Consider the following 17,304-nt stretch of genomic DNA (forward strand, 5'->3'; position numbering starts at 1 on the left):
TGATGCAAAAGGCCAAATATTCGCCCCTGAAATCGAATGCGACAATCCGTCGGTTTGCTGGCGCAACGCTGCTTTGCGCACCTTTGATTGCCGCAACAGTCTTGATGGCGCCAAAACCCGCCAGTGCAGAACTTGAAGCAGAAATGGCGGGCGTCTCGGCCGCTGTGACCGGCGAAATCACACTTTCCAAGGTCACCGGCGAAGTCGGTATTCTGGTTGAAAGTGGCATGCCGGTCTATCTGGGGGATCGGATCGTCACGTCAGCCAACTCGGGCATGCAGGTTCTGTTGCTTGACGAAACGGTGTTTACCATTGGCCCGAACAGCGACGTCGCGATTGACGAGTTCGTCTATGACCCGGCCACCGGCGACGGACGCATTGTCGCCGATATGGCTATGGGCGTGATGCGCTTTGTCACCGGTAAAATTCCGCTAAACAATCCATCAAGCATGGATGTGAACCTGCCGGTTGGCTCGATCGGTATTCGCGGCACCATTGGCCTGATCCGCTCCATGACCGCCGAACAGGCAAACGAGATCGTACCGGGCAGTTTTGATACCACCGACGCAAACACCGCAAACCAACTGGTTTTCATGGCGGTCAATCAGGGGCCCGGCCTGTCGCGCAATGACACAACATCGCGCCCCGGCGCCTTTGCCGCCTTTAACCAGAATGGCGGCTCACAAAGTGTGACCGGCGAAAACTTTGGCGTTTTTGTCTCCGACAACAACGTCACCACGCCCACACGTTTCCCGACCAGTGCCGCGACTTTTGATTTTTCGGCAAATGTTGTGCGTACCGCATCACTTGGTGGTGGCTCGGATTCCGGGTCAGGTGCAAGCTCGACCGCATCCGCCACGCAGCAGCCTGTTGTCACGAGCCAGCAAACCGGACAGGCGCAAAACCAGACCGGCGCAACCAGCGCACAAGCCGTTGACGTCGCCATGGCGCAAATCGGTACAATCAACAGCGCCACAAATGTCTCTGAGACCACGACGATTCTTAACAACAATCTGGTCGATAATACTGCTAGCTCAGGTTCAGGAGGCTCGTCAGGTAACTCAGGAGGTTCTCCTGCCCCATTCACCTATGACGGCCTGCGCCAAGTGGTGAGTGGTAGCGCAACGACAGGGACGATTAACATTGACGGCGCCAATGTAGACTACAGTTTCAGTTCAACTGTGGATTATGCGAACCGTACCATCGCAATCCAGTTTACAAATGTTCAAGTCAATGACGCTGGTTTAATCGGTTCAGCAGGCATCCTTGACGGAAGCTACAACCCGACGACATTTGATTATTCCAGCACATCCGGGAATGTTGAATTTGCCAGCGGCGACTTCACCTACGACCCAAACTGTACTTCGATGGGATGCAGCGGGACGGCCAAATTTAAAGACGCCCATAACGTAGAATTCAATATGTCGACCAGTGGCTATTCTTCCGGCACCGATGGCAGCGGAACGATGGAATAAGTCTGCCGGTCAAACGGAAGCATAAGACGTGATGCGCTTCAGCAAATCCGGCGCTCTGACTGGGCTGCAATACACTATTCCGCTGGCCATACTCTTCACCTGCATCGTTTTGCGCTGGCAGAATGTGCCGGTGATTGATCAGCTGCGTTTAACGGTTTTCGACCTTTATCAACAAATTGCACCGCGCGCTTACGAAGATGTCGGCGTGCGGATTGTCGATATTGATGAGCGCAGTTTGCGCGAAGAGGGCCAGTGGCCTTGGTCGCGCACCAAGCTCTCGGAATTGCTCTATCGACTGCGCGCCAACGGCGCGGCTGTTGTCGGCTTTGATATGGTTTTCGCCGAGCCGGACCGCACATCACCATCACGCGTGATCGACGATTGGCCGCAAAGCACCGAGCGTGATCGTATTGCGGAAATGGCAAAGACCCTGCCCGACCACGACCAGCTATTTGCCCAATTCATCAAGGGTACTGGCAACGTGGTCACCGCGGTTCAGCTCCGTAATGGCGAGCTTGATGCCCTTCCCCGCCAGGTCGGGAATTTCAGTGCAGCTGGCGAAGCAGGTCGAACCCTTTCAGATTTCGTTCCGGTCTTGCCGACTGCGGCCAGAAACCTTGATATTATTGAGGCGGCAGCAACCGGCAATGCGCTGGTTAACGTTTCGCCAGGTCAGGACGGGATTGTACGCCGCGTACCTTTGATGGCTGCCATCGATCATGAACAGCCAGGGATTGGCAAGCCGGTCTATCCGACGCTCAGCCTTGAGATGCTGCGCGTTTTACAGAATGCCCCCAAGACCATGCTGGTACGGATGTCCGGGGCGAGCGGCAGTGCGCGCTGGACCAACTCGGAAGGCATCGCGTCCGTTCGCGTTGGTGCCCTGACCATCCCGACGGATCGCGCCGGGTATATGTGGGTGCATTTCACCGGCCATCAGAAAGACCGGTATCTGTCGGCGACGGATATTCTCAACGGATCCGGAACCGACATCCTGCAAAATAAAATGGTGCTTCTGGGAACAAGTGCGGCCGGGTTGCTTGATTTGCGCCCTACCCCGCTTGATCGGGTGATCCCGGGGGTCGAAGTCCATGCCGAGATGCTTGAACAGATGCTGCTTGAACATTTCCTGACCCGTCCCTATTGGGCGGCGGAGGTCGAAATGCTGGTCCTTCTGATCATCGGCATGTTCTTCATTCTGGCAGTCCCACGGCTTGGTGCGGTGTGGCCGGCGGTGCTTGGTCTGGCGATTGCCACCAGCGCAATTGGCATTTCCTGGTGGGCCTACTCACATAAACTCGTCCTTATCGATCCGCTTTATCCGATTGTCGGTTTGGCAGCCGTCTACCTTGCAACCAGTTCGCTTGGTTTCATGCGGACCGAGGGCGAACGCCGGCAGGTGCGCGCCGCCTTTGCCAACTATCTGTCACCGGCATTGGTGGCGCAACTGGCCGAACATCCCGAACGTCTGAAACTGGGCGGCGAAACCCGTGACATGACCCTGATGTTCTGTGATGTCCGCGGATTTACCGCCATATCAGAGGGTTTCAAATCCAATCCGCAAGGCCTGACGCGCCTGATCAACCGGCTTCTGACACCGTTGAGCGACTGCATCCTGAACCGTGAGGGGACGATCGACAAATATATGGGCGACTGCATCATGGCGTTCTGGAACGCGCCACTGGATGTTGAAAACCATGCCCACAATGCCTGTGACAGCGCGCTTGCGATGCGACATGCGCTTAGAAAGCTTAATGACGAACGCAAACAGGAAGCAGAACAGGCCAATGAGCCCTTCCTGCCGCTCAATGTCGGCATCGGGATCAATTGCGGTGATTGTCTTGTCGGCAATATGGGATCGGATCAGCGCTTTGATTATTCGGTGCTGGGCGATGCGGTCAACCTGGCATCCCGGCTTGAGGGACAATCAAAGAACTATGGCGTCGATGTCGTGCTGGGCGAGGATGTTGCCAAACGGGTTGGTGATGACTTCGCACTGATCGAACTCGATTTGATCACCGTTAAGGGCAAAAGCGAAGCACTGCATATCTTTGCCCTGCTCGGCGATAAGGACTTGGCGGAATCAGCGCAGTTTAGAACCTTTTCCGATCTGCACGCGGCCATGCTTTCGGCCTATCGCGCGCGAAACTGGGACGAAGCCAAAAATTTGATTGCAGAAAGCCAGCAGGCATCACACGATTTTGCGAAGCTTGGCGACCTTTATGAACTTTACACCAGCCGCATTGCTCTGTTCAGAGAAACGCCACCACCAGCCGATTGGGATGGCGTGTTTGTCGCCACCAGCAAATAGCTGACTTGCCAAGCACGCAAAATCCAAACAATCTTGGCTAATCATCAAACAGCATTGCCTTGCCGAACTGTGCGCCTTTTTACGTCATCCCTTTGAGGCCCCAATGAATTTTTCATCAGACAATGTCACCCCGATCTGTCCCGAAATCCTTGCGGCCATCGCCGCCGAAAGTGATGCCAGCGCCCTGCCCTATGGCGCGGATGACAAAAGCCAAAAGCTTGATGCCGCTTTTTCAGAATTGTTCGGGCGTGATGTATCCGTCGTGCCGGTCGCAACCGGGACAGCGGCCAACGTCATTGGGCTTTCTGGGCTGGTGTCGCCGTTTGGCGGCGTGGTCTGTCATCACCACGCCCATATCAATGTCACGGAATCCACGGGTGTCGCCTTTTACGGCGGCGGGGCGAAGCTGCTGGGGATCGACGGGCCTTCGGCAAAGATCGAAGCCGACACGCTTGATGCCTATTTGAACAAGCATGTTTCAAACGGCATGCATTCGGTTGACCCGGAATGTGTTGCGATCACGCAAAGTACCGAGTTCGGAACCGTTTACAGCGTTGATGAAATTCAGGCCATCGGATCGGTTTGCCAAAAACACGATATGCGGCTTTTCATGGATGGTGCACGTTTTGCCAATGCGGTTGCCGCCCTCGATTGCCATCCATCTGAAATCACATGGAAAGCCGGTGTTGATATCCTGAGCTTTGGCGCGACCAAGAACGGTGCGTTGGCTGTTGATGCGATCATATTGTTTGATCGGGAACTCCGGCGCAAAACGGAACAGAACCGCAAGCGCGGCGGCCATCTGTTTTCCAAGCACCGCTATCTTGCCACACAGCTTCTGGCCTATCTTGAAGATGACCTATGGCTGCGCAATGCCCGTCACGCCAACGCAGCCGCACAGGCACTCGCCAAATCCCTTTCAAGCATGGGGGCAAAGCCGACCTTTGTTCCCCAGGGGAATGAGTTGTTTATTCACATGACCAATGCCTTGGCAGAAAAGCTCAGCAAAGCGGGTATTGTATTCCGCCCCTGGCCGTCGCTTGGCCCTGATGCCTATCGGTTTGTCTGTGCCTGGAACAGTCCGATCAAGATGATCGAAGCCTTGCCGGAAACCGTTGGTCAATAGCGCAGCCTTGCCATGCCGCCCGGTTGCATGTGATATCACCGCCCCAATGCCACCAAAAAAACGACGAGATTTAAGATGAATTTTGCCTCGGACAATGTATCGCCCTTTTGCCCGGAAATTCTGGAAGCCCTGACAAAGGACGCGTCTGTCAATGCACCGGCCTATGGCGGTGACGATCTTAGTCAGCAACTCGATGCAGCCTTTTCCGAACTGTTTAACAAGGAAGTTGCCGTCATTCCGGTTGCAACCGGTACTGCGGCAAACTGCATCAGCTTATCTGCGCTTGTTTCGCCTTATGGCGGGGTGGTTTGCCACCACGAAGCCCATATCAACGAGGACGAAAGCACCGGCGTTGCCTTCTTCACGGGCGGCGCGAAGCTTTTGCCGATGGATGGCCCGGCGGCAAAGCTTGAAGCAGATGGCCTTGATGGTTTTGTCAGCGGTCTGGTTGATCGCGGTGTGCATTCGGTGTCGCCTGAATGTGTGGCGATCACACAGGCCACCGAACTTGGTGCGGTTTACACAGTAGATGACGTCAAGGCGATTGGTGATGTCTGCCGCAAGCATGATCTCCGCCTGTTTATGGACGGGGCGCGTTTTGCCAACGCGATGGCCCATCTCAAATGCCATCCGGCAGATGTCACCTGGAAGGCCGGCGTCGATGCCATCAGCTTTGGCGCGACCAAAAACGGTGCCATGGCGGTTGATGCTATTGTTCTTTTCGACACCAGCCTGAAACCCCGGATCGAGCAGGCCCGCAAACGCAGTGGCCATCTGCATTCCAAGCATCGCTATCTGGCGACCCAGCTTCTGGCCTATATCAAGGATGATGTCTGGCTGAAAAATGCCGCCCATGCCAACGCAGCAGCGCAGGCCCTTGCCGACGTCCTGATCAAACAGGGCGCGTCACTTACCCATGCGGCTGAGGGCAATGAGCTGTTTATCAAAATGTCCCCGGAGCTTGCCGGAAAATTGCGTGATGCCGGCCTTATGTTCCACGGCTGGCCGTCGCTTGGTGCCGATGTTTATCGATTTGTTGCGGCGTGGAACGCGGATATCGTGCAAATCACCAAACTCAATACCACTCTAGGGTAGAAATTGAGGCCAAAAGGACGGGTGAAATCAAACGAATCATTATGATTCAATAAGATATGAATCGTTTAAAAGCACATTTTAAACACGTGATTTAGCGATTTCACCCGCCGAGCCTTGAAAAAAATGCACTGCTGCAATGATGAAACCGGACAGTGAATTTCATAAAAATAACAAATACTTGACTTAAATTCATCATTCGGACCTGCGGCCGCACTACGTAAAATCCCGCAGGAACCGTTGACGATACGCAGAAACCCTGATTACTTTCCCTCGTCGATTGCCAACATTCATACCTGTTGGATCGGGTAAACCTCGTCCGTTGCAAAATATGCTGTCAAACGTGACCGGATCAAATGTCACGCGGACAGCATTGATTTGCTCGGACCAGCCTTGAGGGAGGCATTTAATGAAAGCGAATTTCGTCAAAGTGGCACTTGGTGCAGGCCTGCTTGCAGCCACCGCACTTGCTGCTCCGACTGCCGCTTCGGCAAAAACCCTGGTATATTGCTCGGAAGGTAGCCCGGAAGGCTTCAACCCGCAGCTTTACACTGCAGGTACGACCTTCGATGCGTCTTCGCGTCAGGTCTTCAACCGCCTCGTACAGTTCAAGCGCGGTACCACCACCATCGTTCCGGGTCTTGCGACCAGCTGGGACGTTTCGGCTGATGGTCTGGAATATACCTTCAACCTGCGTGAAGGCGTGAAATTCCACACCACCGAAGATTTCACCCCGACCCGTGATTTCAATGCTGATGACGTGATCTTCACCTTCATGCGTCAGTTTGACACCGAGCACCCGTATCATGGTGTTTCGGGCGGCGGTTACGAGTACTTCAACTCGATGTCGATGGGCGACCTGGTCAAGGACATCGTCAAGGTTGACGATCAAACCGTTAAATTCGTTCTGAACCGTCCGGAAGCACCGTTCATCGCCAACATGGCCATGGACTTCGCATCTGTTCTGTCGGCTGAATATGCTGACAAGATGATGGAAGCAGGCACCCCGGAAAATGTTGACCTGAATCCGGTCGGCACCGGTCCGTTCCAGCTCGTTGCCTATCAGAAAGATGCGGTTATCCGTTACAAAGCATTCCCGGAATACTGGGAAGGCAAAGCAGCAATCGATAACCTGATCTTTGCAATCACCCCGGACAGCACCGTTCGCTACCAGAAGCTGAAAGCTGGCGAATGCCATGTCATGCCGTTCCCGAACCCGGCCGATCTGGAAGAGATGGAAGCAGATGCCGACATCAACCTGATGAGCCAGGAAGGTCTGAACGTTGGCTATCTGGGCTACAACACCCAGAAAGAACCGTTCACCGACCCGAAAGTCCGTAAAGCACTGAACATGGCGATCAACAAAGACGCCATCATCGAAGGTGTTTATCAGGGTGCTGGTTCGGCCGCGAAAAACCCGATTCCGCCGACCATCTGGTCTTACAACAACGACACCGTTGATGACCCGTATGATCCGGAAGCAGCCAAAGCCATGCTGGCAGAAGCTGGTTATCCGGACGGCTTCACCACCGACATCTGGGCGATGCCGGTTCAGCGTCCTTACAACCCGAACGCACGCCGTATGGCTGAACTCGTTCAGGCTGACTGGGCTGCAATTGGTGTGAACGCCGAAATCGTATCCTACGAATGGGGTGAATACCTTGATCGCACCAAAAAAGGTGAACAGGGTACCTTCATGCTCGGTTGGACCGGTGATAACGGTGACCCCGACAACTTCCTTGCAGTTCTTCTTGGCTGTGACGCAGTTGGCAGTGCGAACCGTGCACAGTGGTGCAACGAAGAGTTCGATAACCTGATTCAGCAGGCAAAAACCACCTCGGACGTTCTCGAGCGTACCCGTCTGTACGAAGAAGCTCAGCTGGTCTTCAAACGCGAAGCACCGTGGGCAACCATCGCACACTCGATCGTGTTCGAACCGATCCGCAGCGAAGTTGTTGACTACAAGATCGATCCGTTCGGTGGTCACATCTTCTATGGTGTAGATCTCGCTGAATAAGCGTATCAAAACCTGATCAGAGAGGCCCGGTTTTCCGGGCCTCTTTGCAATTTCGCAAAAGAGAGAGACGTCCGCCTGCACCCCGTTTGCACGCGGACACAATAAAGGCCCGATGGCATGCTAGGATTCCTGTTTCGCCGTTTGGGGGACATCATCCCGACCTTCTTCGGTGTCACCCTTTTGGTATTCTTCCTGATCCGCCTCATTCCCAGTGATCCCATCCTGATGATGGCTGGTGAACGTGGTGTCGATGCTGAGCGATATGCAGAGCTTCAGGCTCAGTATGGTTTCGACCAGCCACTGATCGTTCAGTATTTCGATTATCTGATGGGCGTATTCCAAGGGGATCTTGGTAAATCCTTTGTCACCAAGAAACCTGTTCTGGACGAATTCCTGACCCTGTTCCCGGCGACGGTTGAACTTGCCGTCATGGGCATCCTGTTTGCTGTGATCCTTGGCATTCCGCTGGGGGTGCTTGCCGCCATTAATCGCGGGAAGTGGCTCGACCACCTGACAATGTCTGTATCCCTTACAGGCTATTCGATGCCGATTTTCTGGTGGGCGCTGCTTCTGATCATGTTCTTCTCGACCACCTTGGGCTGGACGCCGGTCTCGGGTCGAATATCGGTCATGTATTTCTTTGAGCCGGTGACCGGTTTCATGCTGATCGACAGCCTCTTGAGCGGTGAGAAAGGCGCTTTCACCAGTGCACTCAGCCATATGATCCTGCCTACCGTTGCGCTCGGCACTATTCCGATGGCGGTGATTGCGCGTATGACGCGCTCCTCGATGCTGGAAGTCCTGGGCGAAGAATATATCCGCGTTGCACGCGCCAAAGGTCTGGCACCGATGCGGGTAATCATGGTCCATGCGCTGCGCAATGCCTTGATCCCGGTGATCACGGTGATCGGCCTTCAGGTCGGCGTGCTGCTGGCCGGTGCGATCCTGACGGAGACGATTTTCTCTTGGCCGGGTATCGGCAAATGGATCATCGAAGCCATGAACCGTCGCGACTATCCGACCATTCAGGGCGGCATTCTGATGATTGCCTTCCTTGTGATGGCCGTGAACCTGATCGTTGACGTTCTATACGGGATTATTAACCCCCGTATTCGTTACAAGCGCTAAGGAGAGCTGTGAGATGAGCGAGAACACCACCCCGTCCGCAGCGCACGCCTCAACCGTTGCCGAAGCAGCTGTTGAGCCCGTCGGCGCACCGCCAAGCCCGATGCGCGAAACTTGGGACTATTTCAAAAAGAACCGCGGTGCCTTTGCCGGTCTGATCGTCATTGCGATCATTCTGTTTCTGGCCGTGACCGCACAATGGATCGCACCGTTCGATCCGGTGGCACAGGACCGTACCGCATTTCTGAAACCGCCGATCTGGATGGAAGGTGCCGATCCCCGTTACATCCTTGGCACCGATGCGGTTGGCCGTGACATCCTGTCGCGGCTGATCCATGGCGCTCAGTTGTCGGTTTCGATCGGTGTCGTCGTCGTGATCCTGTCGATGATTGCCGGTATCGTGCTTGGCATGGTTGCCGGTTACTTCCGCGGCTGGATCGAAGTCGGCGTCATGCGCCTGATGGACATCATGCTGGCCCTGCCCAGCCTGATCATGGCGCTGGCGATTGTTGCGATCCTCGGCCCGGGGCTTGAAAACGCGATGCTGGCCATCGCCATCGTCCAGTTGCCGCACTATGTGCGCCTGACGCGCGCCTCGGTCGTATCGGAACTTAACAAGGAATATGTCATCGCATCGCAGATTGCCGGTGCCGGTCATGTCCGCCAGATGTTCGTCAATATTCTGCCGAACTGCATGGCACCGCTGATCGTGCAGGGCACGCTTGGTATTTCAAGTGCGATCCTTGACGCTGCTGCACTTGGCTTCCTTGGCCTTGGCGCGCAGCCGCCGCTGCCGGAATGGGGCACCATGCTCTCTGAGGCCCGTGAATTTGTGGGCTCCGCTTGGTGGGTAATCACCTTCCCCGGCCTTTGCATCCTTGTCACCGTGCTTGCCTTCAACCTGATGGGTGATGGCCTGCGCGATGCCCTTGATCCCAAGATGAAACGGTAAGTCATGGCTCTTCTCGAAGTAAAAAACCTGACAGTCGAGTTCGGCTCAGAAGACAAGCCGTTTCGAGCTGTTGACTCTGTAAGCTATTCTGTTGATCGCGGCGAAGTCCTTGGCATCGTCGGTGAATCCGGTTCGGGTAAATCGGTTTCATCGCTTGCCGTAATGGGTCTGATCGATTTTCCCGGTCGTGTGACCGCGGATGCCCTGACCTTTGATGGTCAGGATCTGATCACCATGCCAGCAAAACGCCGCCGCGAAATCACCGGCAAAGACATCGCCATGATCTTTCAGGATCCGATGTCGGCACTGAACCCGTGCTTCACGGTTGAAGCCCAGATCATGGAGGCCCTCAAGGTCCATGAAGGCGGCAACAAGAAACAGCGTCGTGAACGCACGCTTGATCTTTTAAACCAGGTTGGCATTCCCGATCCGAAGTCGCGCATGACCGCCTACCCGCATCAGCTGTCGGGCGGCATGAGCCAGCGTATCGTCATTGCCATGGCTATTGCGTGCAACCCGCGCCTTTTGATTGCCGACGAGCCGACCACAGCCCTTGATGTGACCATTCAGGCCCAGATCATTGATCTGTTGCTGAAGCTGCAAGAAGACAGCGACATGGGCCTGATCCTGATCACCCACGATCTGGCACTGGTGTCCGAGGCCGCAAACCGCATTCAGGTCATGTATGCCGGTCAGCTTTTTGAAAGTGGCCCGGCTGACAGCATCTTTGCTGCCCCGCGCCATCCCTATACGCAGGCACTGCTCGAAGCGCTGCCAGAACGTTCCGAAGGCCATGACCGTCTTCGGACTATCCCCGGCGTGGTCCCCGGTCAGTATGACCGCCCGCAGGGCTGCCTTCTGGCACCGCGTTGCCGTTATGCCAATGAACACTGCGTAAAATCGCGCCCTGAGGTCACGGACTTCAATGGCCGCGATGTACGTTGCTTCTATCCGCTAAATGATCAGGGCCAGCCGACCGGCCTGACCGCTGATACGACCACCGGGGAGACTGTGTAATGAGTTTTCTGGATACCAAACCCGGTGTTCCGCTTCTGGAATCCGATGATCTTGTCCGTCACTACGAGGTCAATCGTGGCTTTGGCAAGCCCAGCGCCATGGTCAAGGCGCTTGATGGGGTTTCCTTTACGCTTGAATCGCAAAAGACCCTCGCGGTGGTCGGTGAATCCGGTTGCGGCAAATCGACGCTTGGCCGTCAGCTGACCCTGATCGAAAAGCCGACCTCGGGCGCGCTGAAACTGAATGGCAATGCCGTTGGCAACCTGTCTGACAAGGAAGCCAAGCAGTTCCGCCGCACCGTTCAGATGATCTTCCAGAACCCGTATGGGTCGCTGAACCCGCGCAAAAAGGTTGGCCAGATTTTGGCCGAGCCGGTTCTTTTGAACATGGATAATCTTGGCCGCAAGGAACGTGAAGAACGCGTCCATGCCACCATGGCAAAGGTTGGCCTGCGTCCGGAATTCTATCAGCGTTATCCGCATATGTTTTCCGGTGGCCAGCGTCAGCGTATCGCGATTGCCCGTGCCCTGATCCTTGAACCGAAAGTCATCGTCGCGGACGAGCCGGTATCGGCCCTTGATGTTTCGGTGCAGGCACAGGTCCTGAACCTGATGATGGACCTGCAGGAAGAGATGAATGTCGCCTATGTTTTCATCTCGCATGATCTTTCTGTCGTCAGACATATTGCAGATGACGTCATGGTGATGTATCTCGGTCGCGTCGCTGAAAAGGGACCGACCGACGAGATCTTTGCCAAGCCGCTGCACCCCTATACACGGGCGCTTCTGGCGTCGGCACCAAAGATCGATCCGACACAACGTGTGAAGGCAGAACCGCTGACCGGCGAGTTGCCATCACCGATCAACCCGCCATCGGGCTGTGCGTTCCATAAACGCTGCCCGTTTGCGACCGAGGAATGCGCTAAAGTTCGCCCGGAACTGCGCAATTTCGAGGGCCGCGAAGTGGCGTGTCATCGGGTCGAAGAAATCGCCTGACAACAGGCGATCGCCCGGAAAGCCTAACAGCTATCCAGGTAGACAAGGGAGCAAGGGGGCGCGCTTTTAACAAAGCTGCGCCCCTGCGCATTTCTGAGGGTATCTTGCCTGAATTAGGCCGTCGTGCGTGACCGGTCGGAGAGTGCCAACAAAACACCCGCCCCGACCAGAAGCGTACCCGAAACACGGTTGAGCATCCGCATATGGCGGGCTGACTTGATCAGGCCCTTCACCTGCCCGCCCAACAATCCATAGGCCAGCAAAACGCTGGTTTCCATGGCAATGAATGTCACGCCCATGACGGTGAATTGCGGCCCGTATGCCACCGCGGGATCAAGGAATTGCGGGAAGAAGGCCGTAAAGATCAGGATCGCCTTGGGATTGCCAATTGCGGTCAGGAACTCGGTCTTGGCCAGATTATACGGCCCGGGATTGACCATCAGCTCGACCGGACCGGTCGTTTCATCACTGTCATTGACCTTGGCAAACCAGCTTTTAAGACCAAGCCAGACCAGATAAACCGCCCCACCCCATTTGATCACAAGGAAGGCCGTTTCACTGGCGGCCAGCACAACGCCAAGCCCAGCCGCGGTCACCACAATCATCAGGGCAAAGGCAACAATACGGCCAATCCCGCCCACGGCAGCAGACGATACGCCGTACCGCGCGCCATTAAACATCGCGAGAAGATTATTGGGACCGGGGGCCATCGCCAACACGATTGCCGCCCCGGCAAAAAGAAACCAGTTGTCGAGCTGCATGGGGCTATTCCTGTATTTCGGGGCTGGCGGCCACGCCAAACAACCCCAAGTTGGTGACGACGTACTTTCGCCTGAAATTCAGTCGCGCGTCAATGCCGCAATCAGCTCGGACGCGGCGCGCCATTTCGCCGTCAATGCCGCGCGTTTACCCATGGAGAAATCGGCAAAATCAAAGCCCGGCGCAACGGTACAGCCCAAAAGCGCAAACTTGCCGCCGGGTTTAAGCCGCGCCCCCTGCCAGACATTTTTCGGCACCACCATTTGCGGTTTCTGCCCGGCCAGCAAATCCTTGCCGATCTCGACCCGCTTGTGCGTGCCGTCCTCAAACAGCTGAAGCTGTTCGACGGCATCCCCGATATAGTGGTGGAAAATCTCGTCACTGGTCAGGATATGCATGCCTGAAAACGTGTCGGGCGTCAGAAGGTAATAGATCGCCGTTCCCGTGCTGCGCACACCGAGATACCGATTGCCGGGATTACAGGTTTCAAACGCCCTGAAGGTCTCGGCGTAATAGCCGCCTTCCGGATGGGGTTGCAGGCCAAGCTTGGCGATCAGATCGTCAATAGTGATGTCATCAGACATGATGGGCTCCCTGTAACCGACCGTTTTGGTTGCCCCATCATGACGAAAAAAGGGGGTCGGCGCAAACCTTCCCCCTTTGAATATTCAGTGCTGGTGCAACCTTAGTTGCTGTTCATTTTCATCTTGCCATGACCATGCCCCATGCCGGCACCACCGTTCGGCCCCATCGCCATGGTATTGAGAACATCAATGGTCACAGGCACATCTCCGGCCTTCTCGAATTCCAGTGTGATGTCGATTTTCTCGCCTTCTTCAAGCGGGTTGTTCAGGCCAATGAACATGACGTGATAGCTGCCCGGTTTGAACTGCACAGAGCCACGCATCGGCACTTCAACACCGCCCTGAACTTGGCGCATCTTCATGACACTGTTTTCCATGATGTGGGTGTGAAGTTCGGTGCGTTCGGCAAGGTCACTGCGCACGCTAACAATGCGGTCCGCGGCACCGGTATTCACAACATCAAAGAAGGCCGCACCATTGCGCACCATGCCCTTGGATGCCTTGGCCCAGGCATCCTTGACTTCGATATCGGCGGCAAAGGCGTTGGTGACGATAAACAGCGACGCCACGGTCGCAACAATTGCAAAAAGCTTTTTCATGATATTCCATCCAATAAGCAGCCTGCATTCGCAGGTCTGCGATTTCAGTTCCGAGATTTCAATCGTCGTCGGTTAATCAGTCTGGGAAATCAGATGGAAACCGGGGGTGCCCGGGAATGGCGACCGCGCGGGATGTCATTGACCGTGACAAAGGCAATCGCCTTGGCATAGCTGACATCATGAATGACCGGCACTGGCGCGACATAGGGCAAATCAATTGCCGCCATCGCCCCTTGATGGTTTGCACAAAGCGGGCAAAACGCGTGGGCCGGCATTTCGTCGGCCTGACCGGACGCATTTGATGCCACGACACCTTCAAGCGTATCAACAGATACAAGCTTGATACCAGCCGGGGTGCAAATAAGAACATAGTCACCACCCGGCGCAATTTCCGCTGCGGATGCGGTTGCAATACCGGTGGCCTGACCGCTGAGCAATGCCGGGACAAGCCCGGACTGGGTGACGCCCGCAAACAGGATAACAAACGCCACCAGCCATGTCTGAACGACACGGCGCAGGGAAATTCCACCCGAATGGCGGTTATGGCGTTTGCACGTTATCATGGGTTGGATATGCCTGATTTAAACCACACCTGCAATGACATTGATCATTGCAGGGGATCTGTTTTGTCCTGACGTCTGGGTACTTTTCGTCATGCGGAAACATAAGGCCGGGTGCGATACCCGGCCTTGTTTTTAGATGCTTTAAGACACCACATCAGATCATGTCGCGGGCCTGAACCAGCTCATCAAAGCGATCCCCATCAAGGAAACCAAGCGCAATGCAGGCTTCCTTCAGGCTGCTGCGTTCCTTGTGCGCCTTCTTGGCCACGGCCGCCGCATTGTCATAGCCAATATGCGGTGCCAGGGCGGTCACCAGCATCAGGCTTTGTTCTACATAGTGCGCGATCTTTTCCTGATCGGCCTCAAGCCCGGCAATACAGTTATCGGCAAAGCTGACCGATGCATCGGCAATCAGGCGGATGGATTGCAGCAGGTTATAAATAATCACCGGCTTGAACACGTTAAGGTCCAGATGACCGTTCGAACCACCCACCGTCACCGCAACATGATTGCCCATCACCTGCGCGCAGACCATGGTCAATGCCTCGGCCTGGGTCGGATTGACCTTGCCCGGCATGATCGAGGATCCGGGTTCGTTGGCGGGCAGGACAAGTTCACCCAACCCGCAACGCGGCCCGGACCCAAGCAGACGAATATCATTGCCGATTTTCATCAAGGACGTCGCCAGCACATTCATGACACCTGACATCTCGACACAGGCGTCATGGGCGGCCAGTGCTTCGAACTTGTTTTCCGCCGTTTCGAACTCAAGGCCGGTGATTTTTGACACCTGTTTGGCAAATTCGACATCAAAGCCATCCGGCGCATTCAGCCCGGTCCCAAGGGCGGTGCCACCCTGTGCCAGTTTGCGCAGGCGTTTAAGCGCATCGTCAATCCGATTAAGGCCTAGTGCGACTTGCGCGGCATAGCCGGAAAATTCCTGCCCCAGGGTCAGGGGAACCGCATCCTGCATATGGGTGCGGCCGATTTTGACGATATCGCCAAATGCATCGACCTTGGCGTCAAGGGTCGAGCGCAGGTGTTTAAGGGCGGGTTTCAGCTTTTCCTCAATCTCGACCACGGCGGCGATATGCATGGCGGCCGGGAAGCTGTCATTGGAAGACTGCCCGCGATTAACGTGGTCATTGGGATGGACCGGTTCGCGTTTGCCCATCGGCTTGCCCAAAATTTCGCACGCCCGGTTGGCGATGACTTCATTGGTATTCATGTTGGTTTGGGTACCCGATCCGGTCTGCCAGACAACAAGCGGGAAGTGATCCAAAAGCTTACCTTCGGCAACCTCGGATGCGGCGGCCTCAATCGCCTTGGCCAGTTCCGGTTCAAGATTATCAAGCGCGGCATTGGCGCGCGCAGCCGCCAGCTTCTGAACCCCGAACGCCTTGATCAGGGCATCGGGCATGCGTTCACCGCCAATGCGGAAATTCTGTCTGGATCGCTGGGTTTGCGCCCCCCAATACCGATCAGAAGGCACATCAATTTCGCCCATGGTGTCTTGTTCGGTACGGGTGGTCACTGGATTGGTCACGATCATAATCCTCCGTGTCAGAAACAAACTGACCGGGGCGGGAACCCGGCATTCAACACAATAACGCGCTGTGCCGGGAAATATGGTTTGGAATCAGGACGAACGCAAACTCAACTGCAACCAAATTGAGGTTTGACCGATCTATTTATCGGTTCAGGCCAGTTGGTTCATGCCAGACCATGTTTTTCATCACACCACGCCAAAAGCCGTATTCCCGCCCGTTCAAGCTGGGATGCGAATTCCGGTTCGGGTCGGCGATCCGTAATGATGCCGGTAAGGGCCTCAAGCGGGGCGACATTTTCCAGATAGCGTTGATCAAACTTCGTATGATCAACCATCAGCCAGGTTTCGTCTGATCGTTCCATCATTGCGCGTTTGACGGCCACCGCCCGGCGGTTGACGTCACTAAAGCCTTGGCGCGAAATCCCCGATGCCCCGATAAAGGCAATATTGGCGTGGAAACGGCGCAGATATTCGACGGTATCATTGCCATAGACCGCGTTTTCACGACGATCAAACTGGCCCGGACACATCAAAACATCATCATGATCGGCAAGTTCGGCCATGCCATGCACCACCGCATAGCAATTGGTTAGAAACGTGCGTGGCAGTTTTGTCGTGCGGGCTGCCAGAAACGGCGCAATCTGGGCCACGGTTGATCCGGCATCAATCATTGCCACATCGCCGGACCGCACCATGTCGGCCGCCAGCATGCCAATGCGTTCAAACCCCGCCACAGCCGATAGCTGGCGTTCTGCCAGATCGGGCTGATGGCCCATGGGCCGCGCCGATGCGCCGCCGAACTCGCGTTTGATCAATCCATCACGGCTTAGCGCGTCAAGATCACGACGGATGGTTTCGGTTGCAACATCGAATCGCTCTGCAAGTGTGGCAACTCTCACATGAGGGTGAACCTGTAACTCTTGCAGAATACGACGCTGCCGCTCTTTTTTTCCCAAACGCAAAGCCACATCCCCCTCAATTATGGCCGGTTTTGTGCCAATAGCAGGCATCTTAGCAATCCTGAGCGAAACCTTTTGTTACAGTTTTGTGTTGATTTTCCAACTTTTTCAAATTCATAATGTTGATTAAAGCAACAATAAAAACAACAAAACCACATTCAAAAACGGCGGAAAGCCGTCA

Annotated in this window: 15 protein-coding genes; 9 read left to right on the plus strand and 6 right to left on the minus strand. The window is 55.2% G+C overall.

The window, feature by feature from the left end; translation table 11 throughout:
• The first annotated feature begins 2 nt into the window (after window positions 1–2).
• The 9 genes from FHI25_RS13105 (at window position 3) to FHI25_RS13145 (ending at window position 12,110) form a co-directional block, all read left to right on the plus strand.
• A complete protein-coding gene (locus FHI25_RS13105; RefSeq protein WP_210518460.1) occupies window positions 3–1,475 on the plus strand; it encodes a FecR domain-containing protein in 1,473 nt (490 codons plus the stop codon).
• A 31-nt stretch (window positions 1,476–1,506) separates the two neighbouring features.
• Complete coding sequence (locus tag FHI25_RS13110) at window positions 1,507–3,786, plus strand: adenylate/guanylate cyclase domain-containing protein (protein ID WP_210519165.1); 2,280 nt, start codon at window positions 1,507–1,509, stop codon at window positions 3,784–3,786.
• A 103-nt stretch (window positions 3,787–3,889) separates the two neighbouring features.
• Window positions 3,890–4,912: a beta-eliminating lyase-related protein gene (locus FHI25_RS13115; protein WP_210518462.1), complete on the plus strand. Its 1,023-nt coding sequence runs from the start codon at window positions 3,890–3,892 to the stop codon at window positions 4,910–4,912.
• A 75-nt stretch (window positions 4,913–4,987) separates the two neighbouring features.
• Window positions 4,988–6,007 (plus strand): beta-eliminating lyase-related protein, encoded by a 1,020-nt coding sequence (locus tag FHI25_RS13120; RefSeq protein ID WP_210518464.1) that lies wholly within the window; start codon window positions 4,988–4,990, stop codon window positions 6,005–6,007.
• Between the two features lie 406 nt (window positions 6,008–6,413).
• On the plus strand, window positions 6,414–8,021 hold the full coding sequence (locus tag FHI25_RS13125) for an ABC transporter substrate-binding protein (RefSeq protein ID WP_210518466.1): 1,608 nt from the start codon (window positions 6,414–6,416) through the stop codon (window positions 8,019–8,021).
• 117 nt (window positions 8,022–8,138) lie between these two features.
• Complete coding sequence (locus tag FHI25_RS13130; protein ID WP_063087349.1) at window positions 8,139–9,149, plus strand: ABC transporter permease subunit; 1,011 nt, start codon at window positions 8,139–8,141, stop codon at window positions 9,147–9,149.
• 13 nt (window positions 9,150–9,162) lie between these two features.
• A complete protein-coding gene (locus tag FHI25_RS13135; protein WP_210518468.1) occupies window positions 9,163–10,098 on the plus strand; it encodes an ABC transporter permease subunit in 936 nt (311 codons plus the stop codon).
• Window positions 10,099–10,101: 3 nt separating this feature from the next.
• Window positions 10,102–11,115, plus strand: coding sequence for a dipeptide ABC transporter ATP-binding protein (gene dppD, locus FHI25_RS13140; protein ID WP_120225495.1), 1,014 nt, complete (start codon window positions 10,102–10,104; stop codon window positions 11,113–11,115).
• Window positions 11,115–12,110, plus strand: coding sequence for a peptide ABC transporter ATP-binding protein (locus FHI25_RS13145; RefSeq protein ID WP_008891559.1), 996 nt, complete (start codon window positions 11,115–11,117; stop codon window positions 12,108–12,110). The genes dppD and FHI25_RS13145 overlap by 1 nt, the downstream gene beginning before the upstream one ends.
• Window positions 12,111–12,223: 113 nt before the next feature.
• Here the strand turns inward: FHI25_RS13145 and FHI25_RS13150 are convergent, their stop codons facing one another.
• The 6 genes from FHI25_RS13150 to FHI25_RS13175 all read right to left on the minus strand — a co-directional run bounded on the left by FHI25_RS13150 (window position 12,224) and on the right by FHI25_RS13175 (window position 17,174).
• Window positions 12,224–12,871, minus strand: coding sequence for a LysE family translocator (locus FHI25_RS13150; protein WP_210518470.1), 648 nt, complete (start codon window positions 12,869–12,871; stop codon window positions 12,224–12,226).
• Window positions 12,872–12,949: 78 nt separating this feature from the next.
• Window positions 12,950–13,453: a cupin domain-containing protein gene (locus tag FHI25_RS13155; protein WP_210518471.1), complete on the minus strand. Its 504-nt coding sequence runs from the start codon at window positions 13,451–13,453 to the stop codon at window positions 12,950–12,952.
• Window positions 13,454–13,554: 101 nt separating this feature from the next.
• Complete coding sequence (locus tag FHI25_RS13160) at window positions 13,555–14,052, minus strand: copper chaperone PCu(A)C (protein ID WP_210518473.1); 498 nt, start codon at window positions 14,050–14,052, stop codon at window positions 13,555–13,557.
• Window positions 14,053–14,141: 89 nt separating this feature from the next.
• Window positions 14,142–14,615 (minus strand): DUF2946 family protein, encoded by a 474-nt coding sequence (locus FHI25_RS13165; protein ID WP_210518475.1) that lies wholly within the window; start codon window positions 14,613–14,615, stop codon window positions 14,142–14,144.
• 154 nt (window positions 14,616–14,769) lie between these two features.
• Window positions 14,770–16,167: a class II fumarate hydratase gene (gene fumC, locus FHI25_RS13170; protein ID WP_210518477.1), complete on the minus strand. Its 1,398-nt coding sequence runs from the start codon at window positions 16,165–16,167 to the stop codon at window positions 14,770–14,772.
• Between the two features lie 161 nt (window positions 16,168–16,328).
• Window positions 16,329–17,174 (minus strand): DeoR/GlpR family DNA-binding transcription regulator, encoded by an 846-nt coding sequence (locus tag FHI25_RS13175; RefSeq protein WP_064782141.1) that lies wholly within the window; start codon window positions 17,172–17,174, stop codon window positions 16,329–16,331.
• Window positions 17,175–17,304 lie beyond the last annotated feature (130 nt).

The sequence above is a fragment of the Thalassospira sp. ER-Se-21-Dark genome (assembly GCF_017922435.1).
In the GTDB taxonomy this organism is placed as follows: Bacteria; Pseudomonadota; Alphaproteobacteria; order Rhodospirillales; family Thalassospiraceae; genus Thalassospira.

What these genes read in the sequence shown, in the direction of transcription:
- FHI25_RS13105 (WP_210518460.1), top strand. Translation starts at nt 3, where the DNA reads ATGCAAAAGGCCAAATATTCGCCCCTGAAATCGAATGCGACAATCCGT.
- FHI25_RS13110 (WP_210519165.1), top strand. Translation starts at nt 1,507, where the DNA reads ATGCGCTTCAGCAAATCCGGCGCTCTGACTGGGCTGCAATACACTATT.
- FHI25_RS13115 (WP_210518462.1), top strand. Translation starts at nt 3,890, where the DNA reads ATGAATTTTTCATCAGACAATGTCACCCCGATCTGTCCCGAAATCCTT.
- FHI25_RS13120 (WP_210518464.1), top strand. Translation starts at nt 4,988, where the DNA reads ATGAATTTTGCCTCGGACAATGTATCGCCCTTTTGCCCGGAAATTCTG.
- FHI25_RS13125 (WP_210518466.1), top strand. Translation starts at nt 6,414, where the DNA reads ATGAAAGCGAATTTCGTCAAAGTGGCACTTGGTGCAGGCCTGCTTGCA.
- FHI25_RS13130 (WP_063087349.1), top strand. Translation starts at nt 8,139, where the DNA reads ATGCTAGGATTCCTGTTTCGCCGTTTGGGGGACATCATCCCGACCTTC.
- FHI25_RS13135 (WP_210518468.1), top strand. Translation starts at nt 9,163, where the DNA reads ATGAGCGAGAACACCACCCCGTCCGCAGCGCACGCCTCAACCGTTGCC.
- dppD (WP_120225495.1), top strand. Translation starts at nt 10,102, where the DNA reads ATGGCTCTTCTCGAAGTAAAAAACCTGACAGTCGAGTTCGGCTCAGAA.
- FHI25_RS13145 (WP_008891559.1), top strand. Translation starts at nt 11,115, where the DNA reads ATGAGTTTTCTGGATACCAAACCCGGTGTTCCGCTTCTGGAATCCGAT.
- FHI25_RS13150 (WP_210518470.1), bottom strand. Translation starts at nt 12,871, where the DNA reads ATGCAGCTCGACAACTGGTTTCTTTTTGCCGGGGCGGCAATCGTGTTG.
- FHI25_RS13155 (WP_210518471.1), bottom strand. Translation starts at nt 13,453, where the DNA reads ATGTCTGATGACATCACTATTGACGATCTGATCGCCAAGCTTGGCCTG.
- FHI25_RS13160 (WP_210518473.1), bottom strand. Translation starts at nt 14,052, where the DNA reads ATGAAAAAGCTTTTTGCAATTGTTGCGACCGTGGCGTCGCTGTTTATC.
- FHI25_RS13165 (WP_210518475.1), bottom strand. Translation starts at nt 14,615, where the DNA reads ATGATAACGTGCAAACGCCATAACCGCCATTCGGGTGGAATTTCCCTG.
- fumC (WP_210518477.1), bottom strand. Translation starts at nt 16,167, where the DNA reads ATGATCGTGACCAATCCAGTGACCACCCGTACCGAACAAGACACCATG.
- FHI25_RS13175 (WP_064782141.1), bottom strand. Translation starts at nt 17,174, where the DNA reads ATGCCTGCTATTGGCACAAAACCGGCCATAATTGAGGGGGATGTGGCT.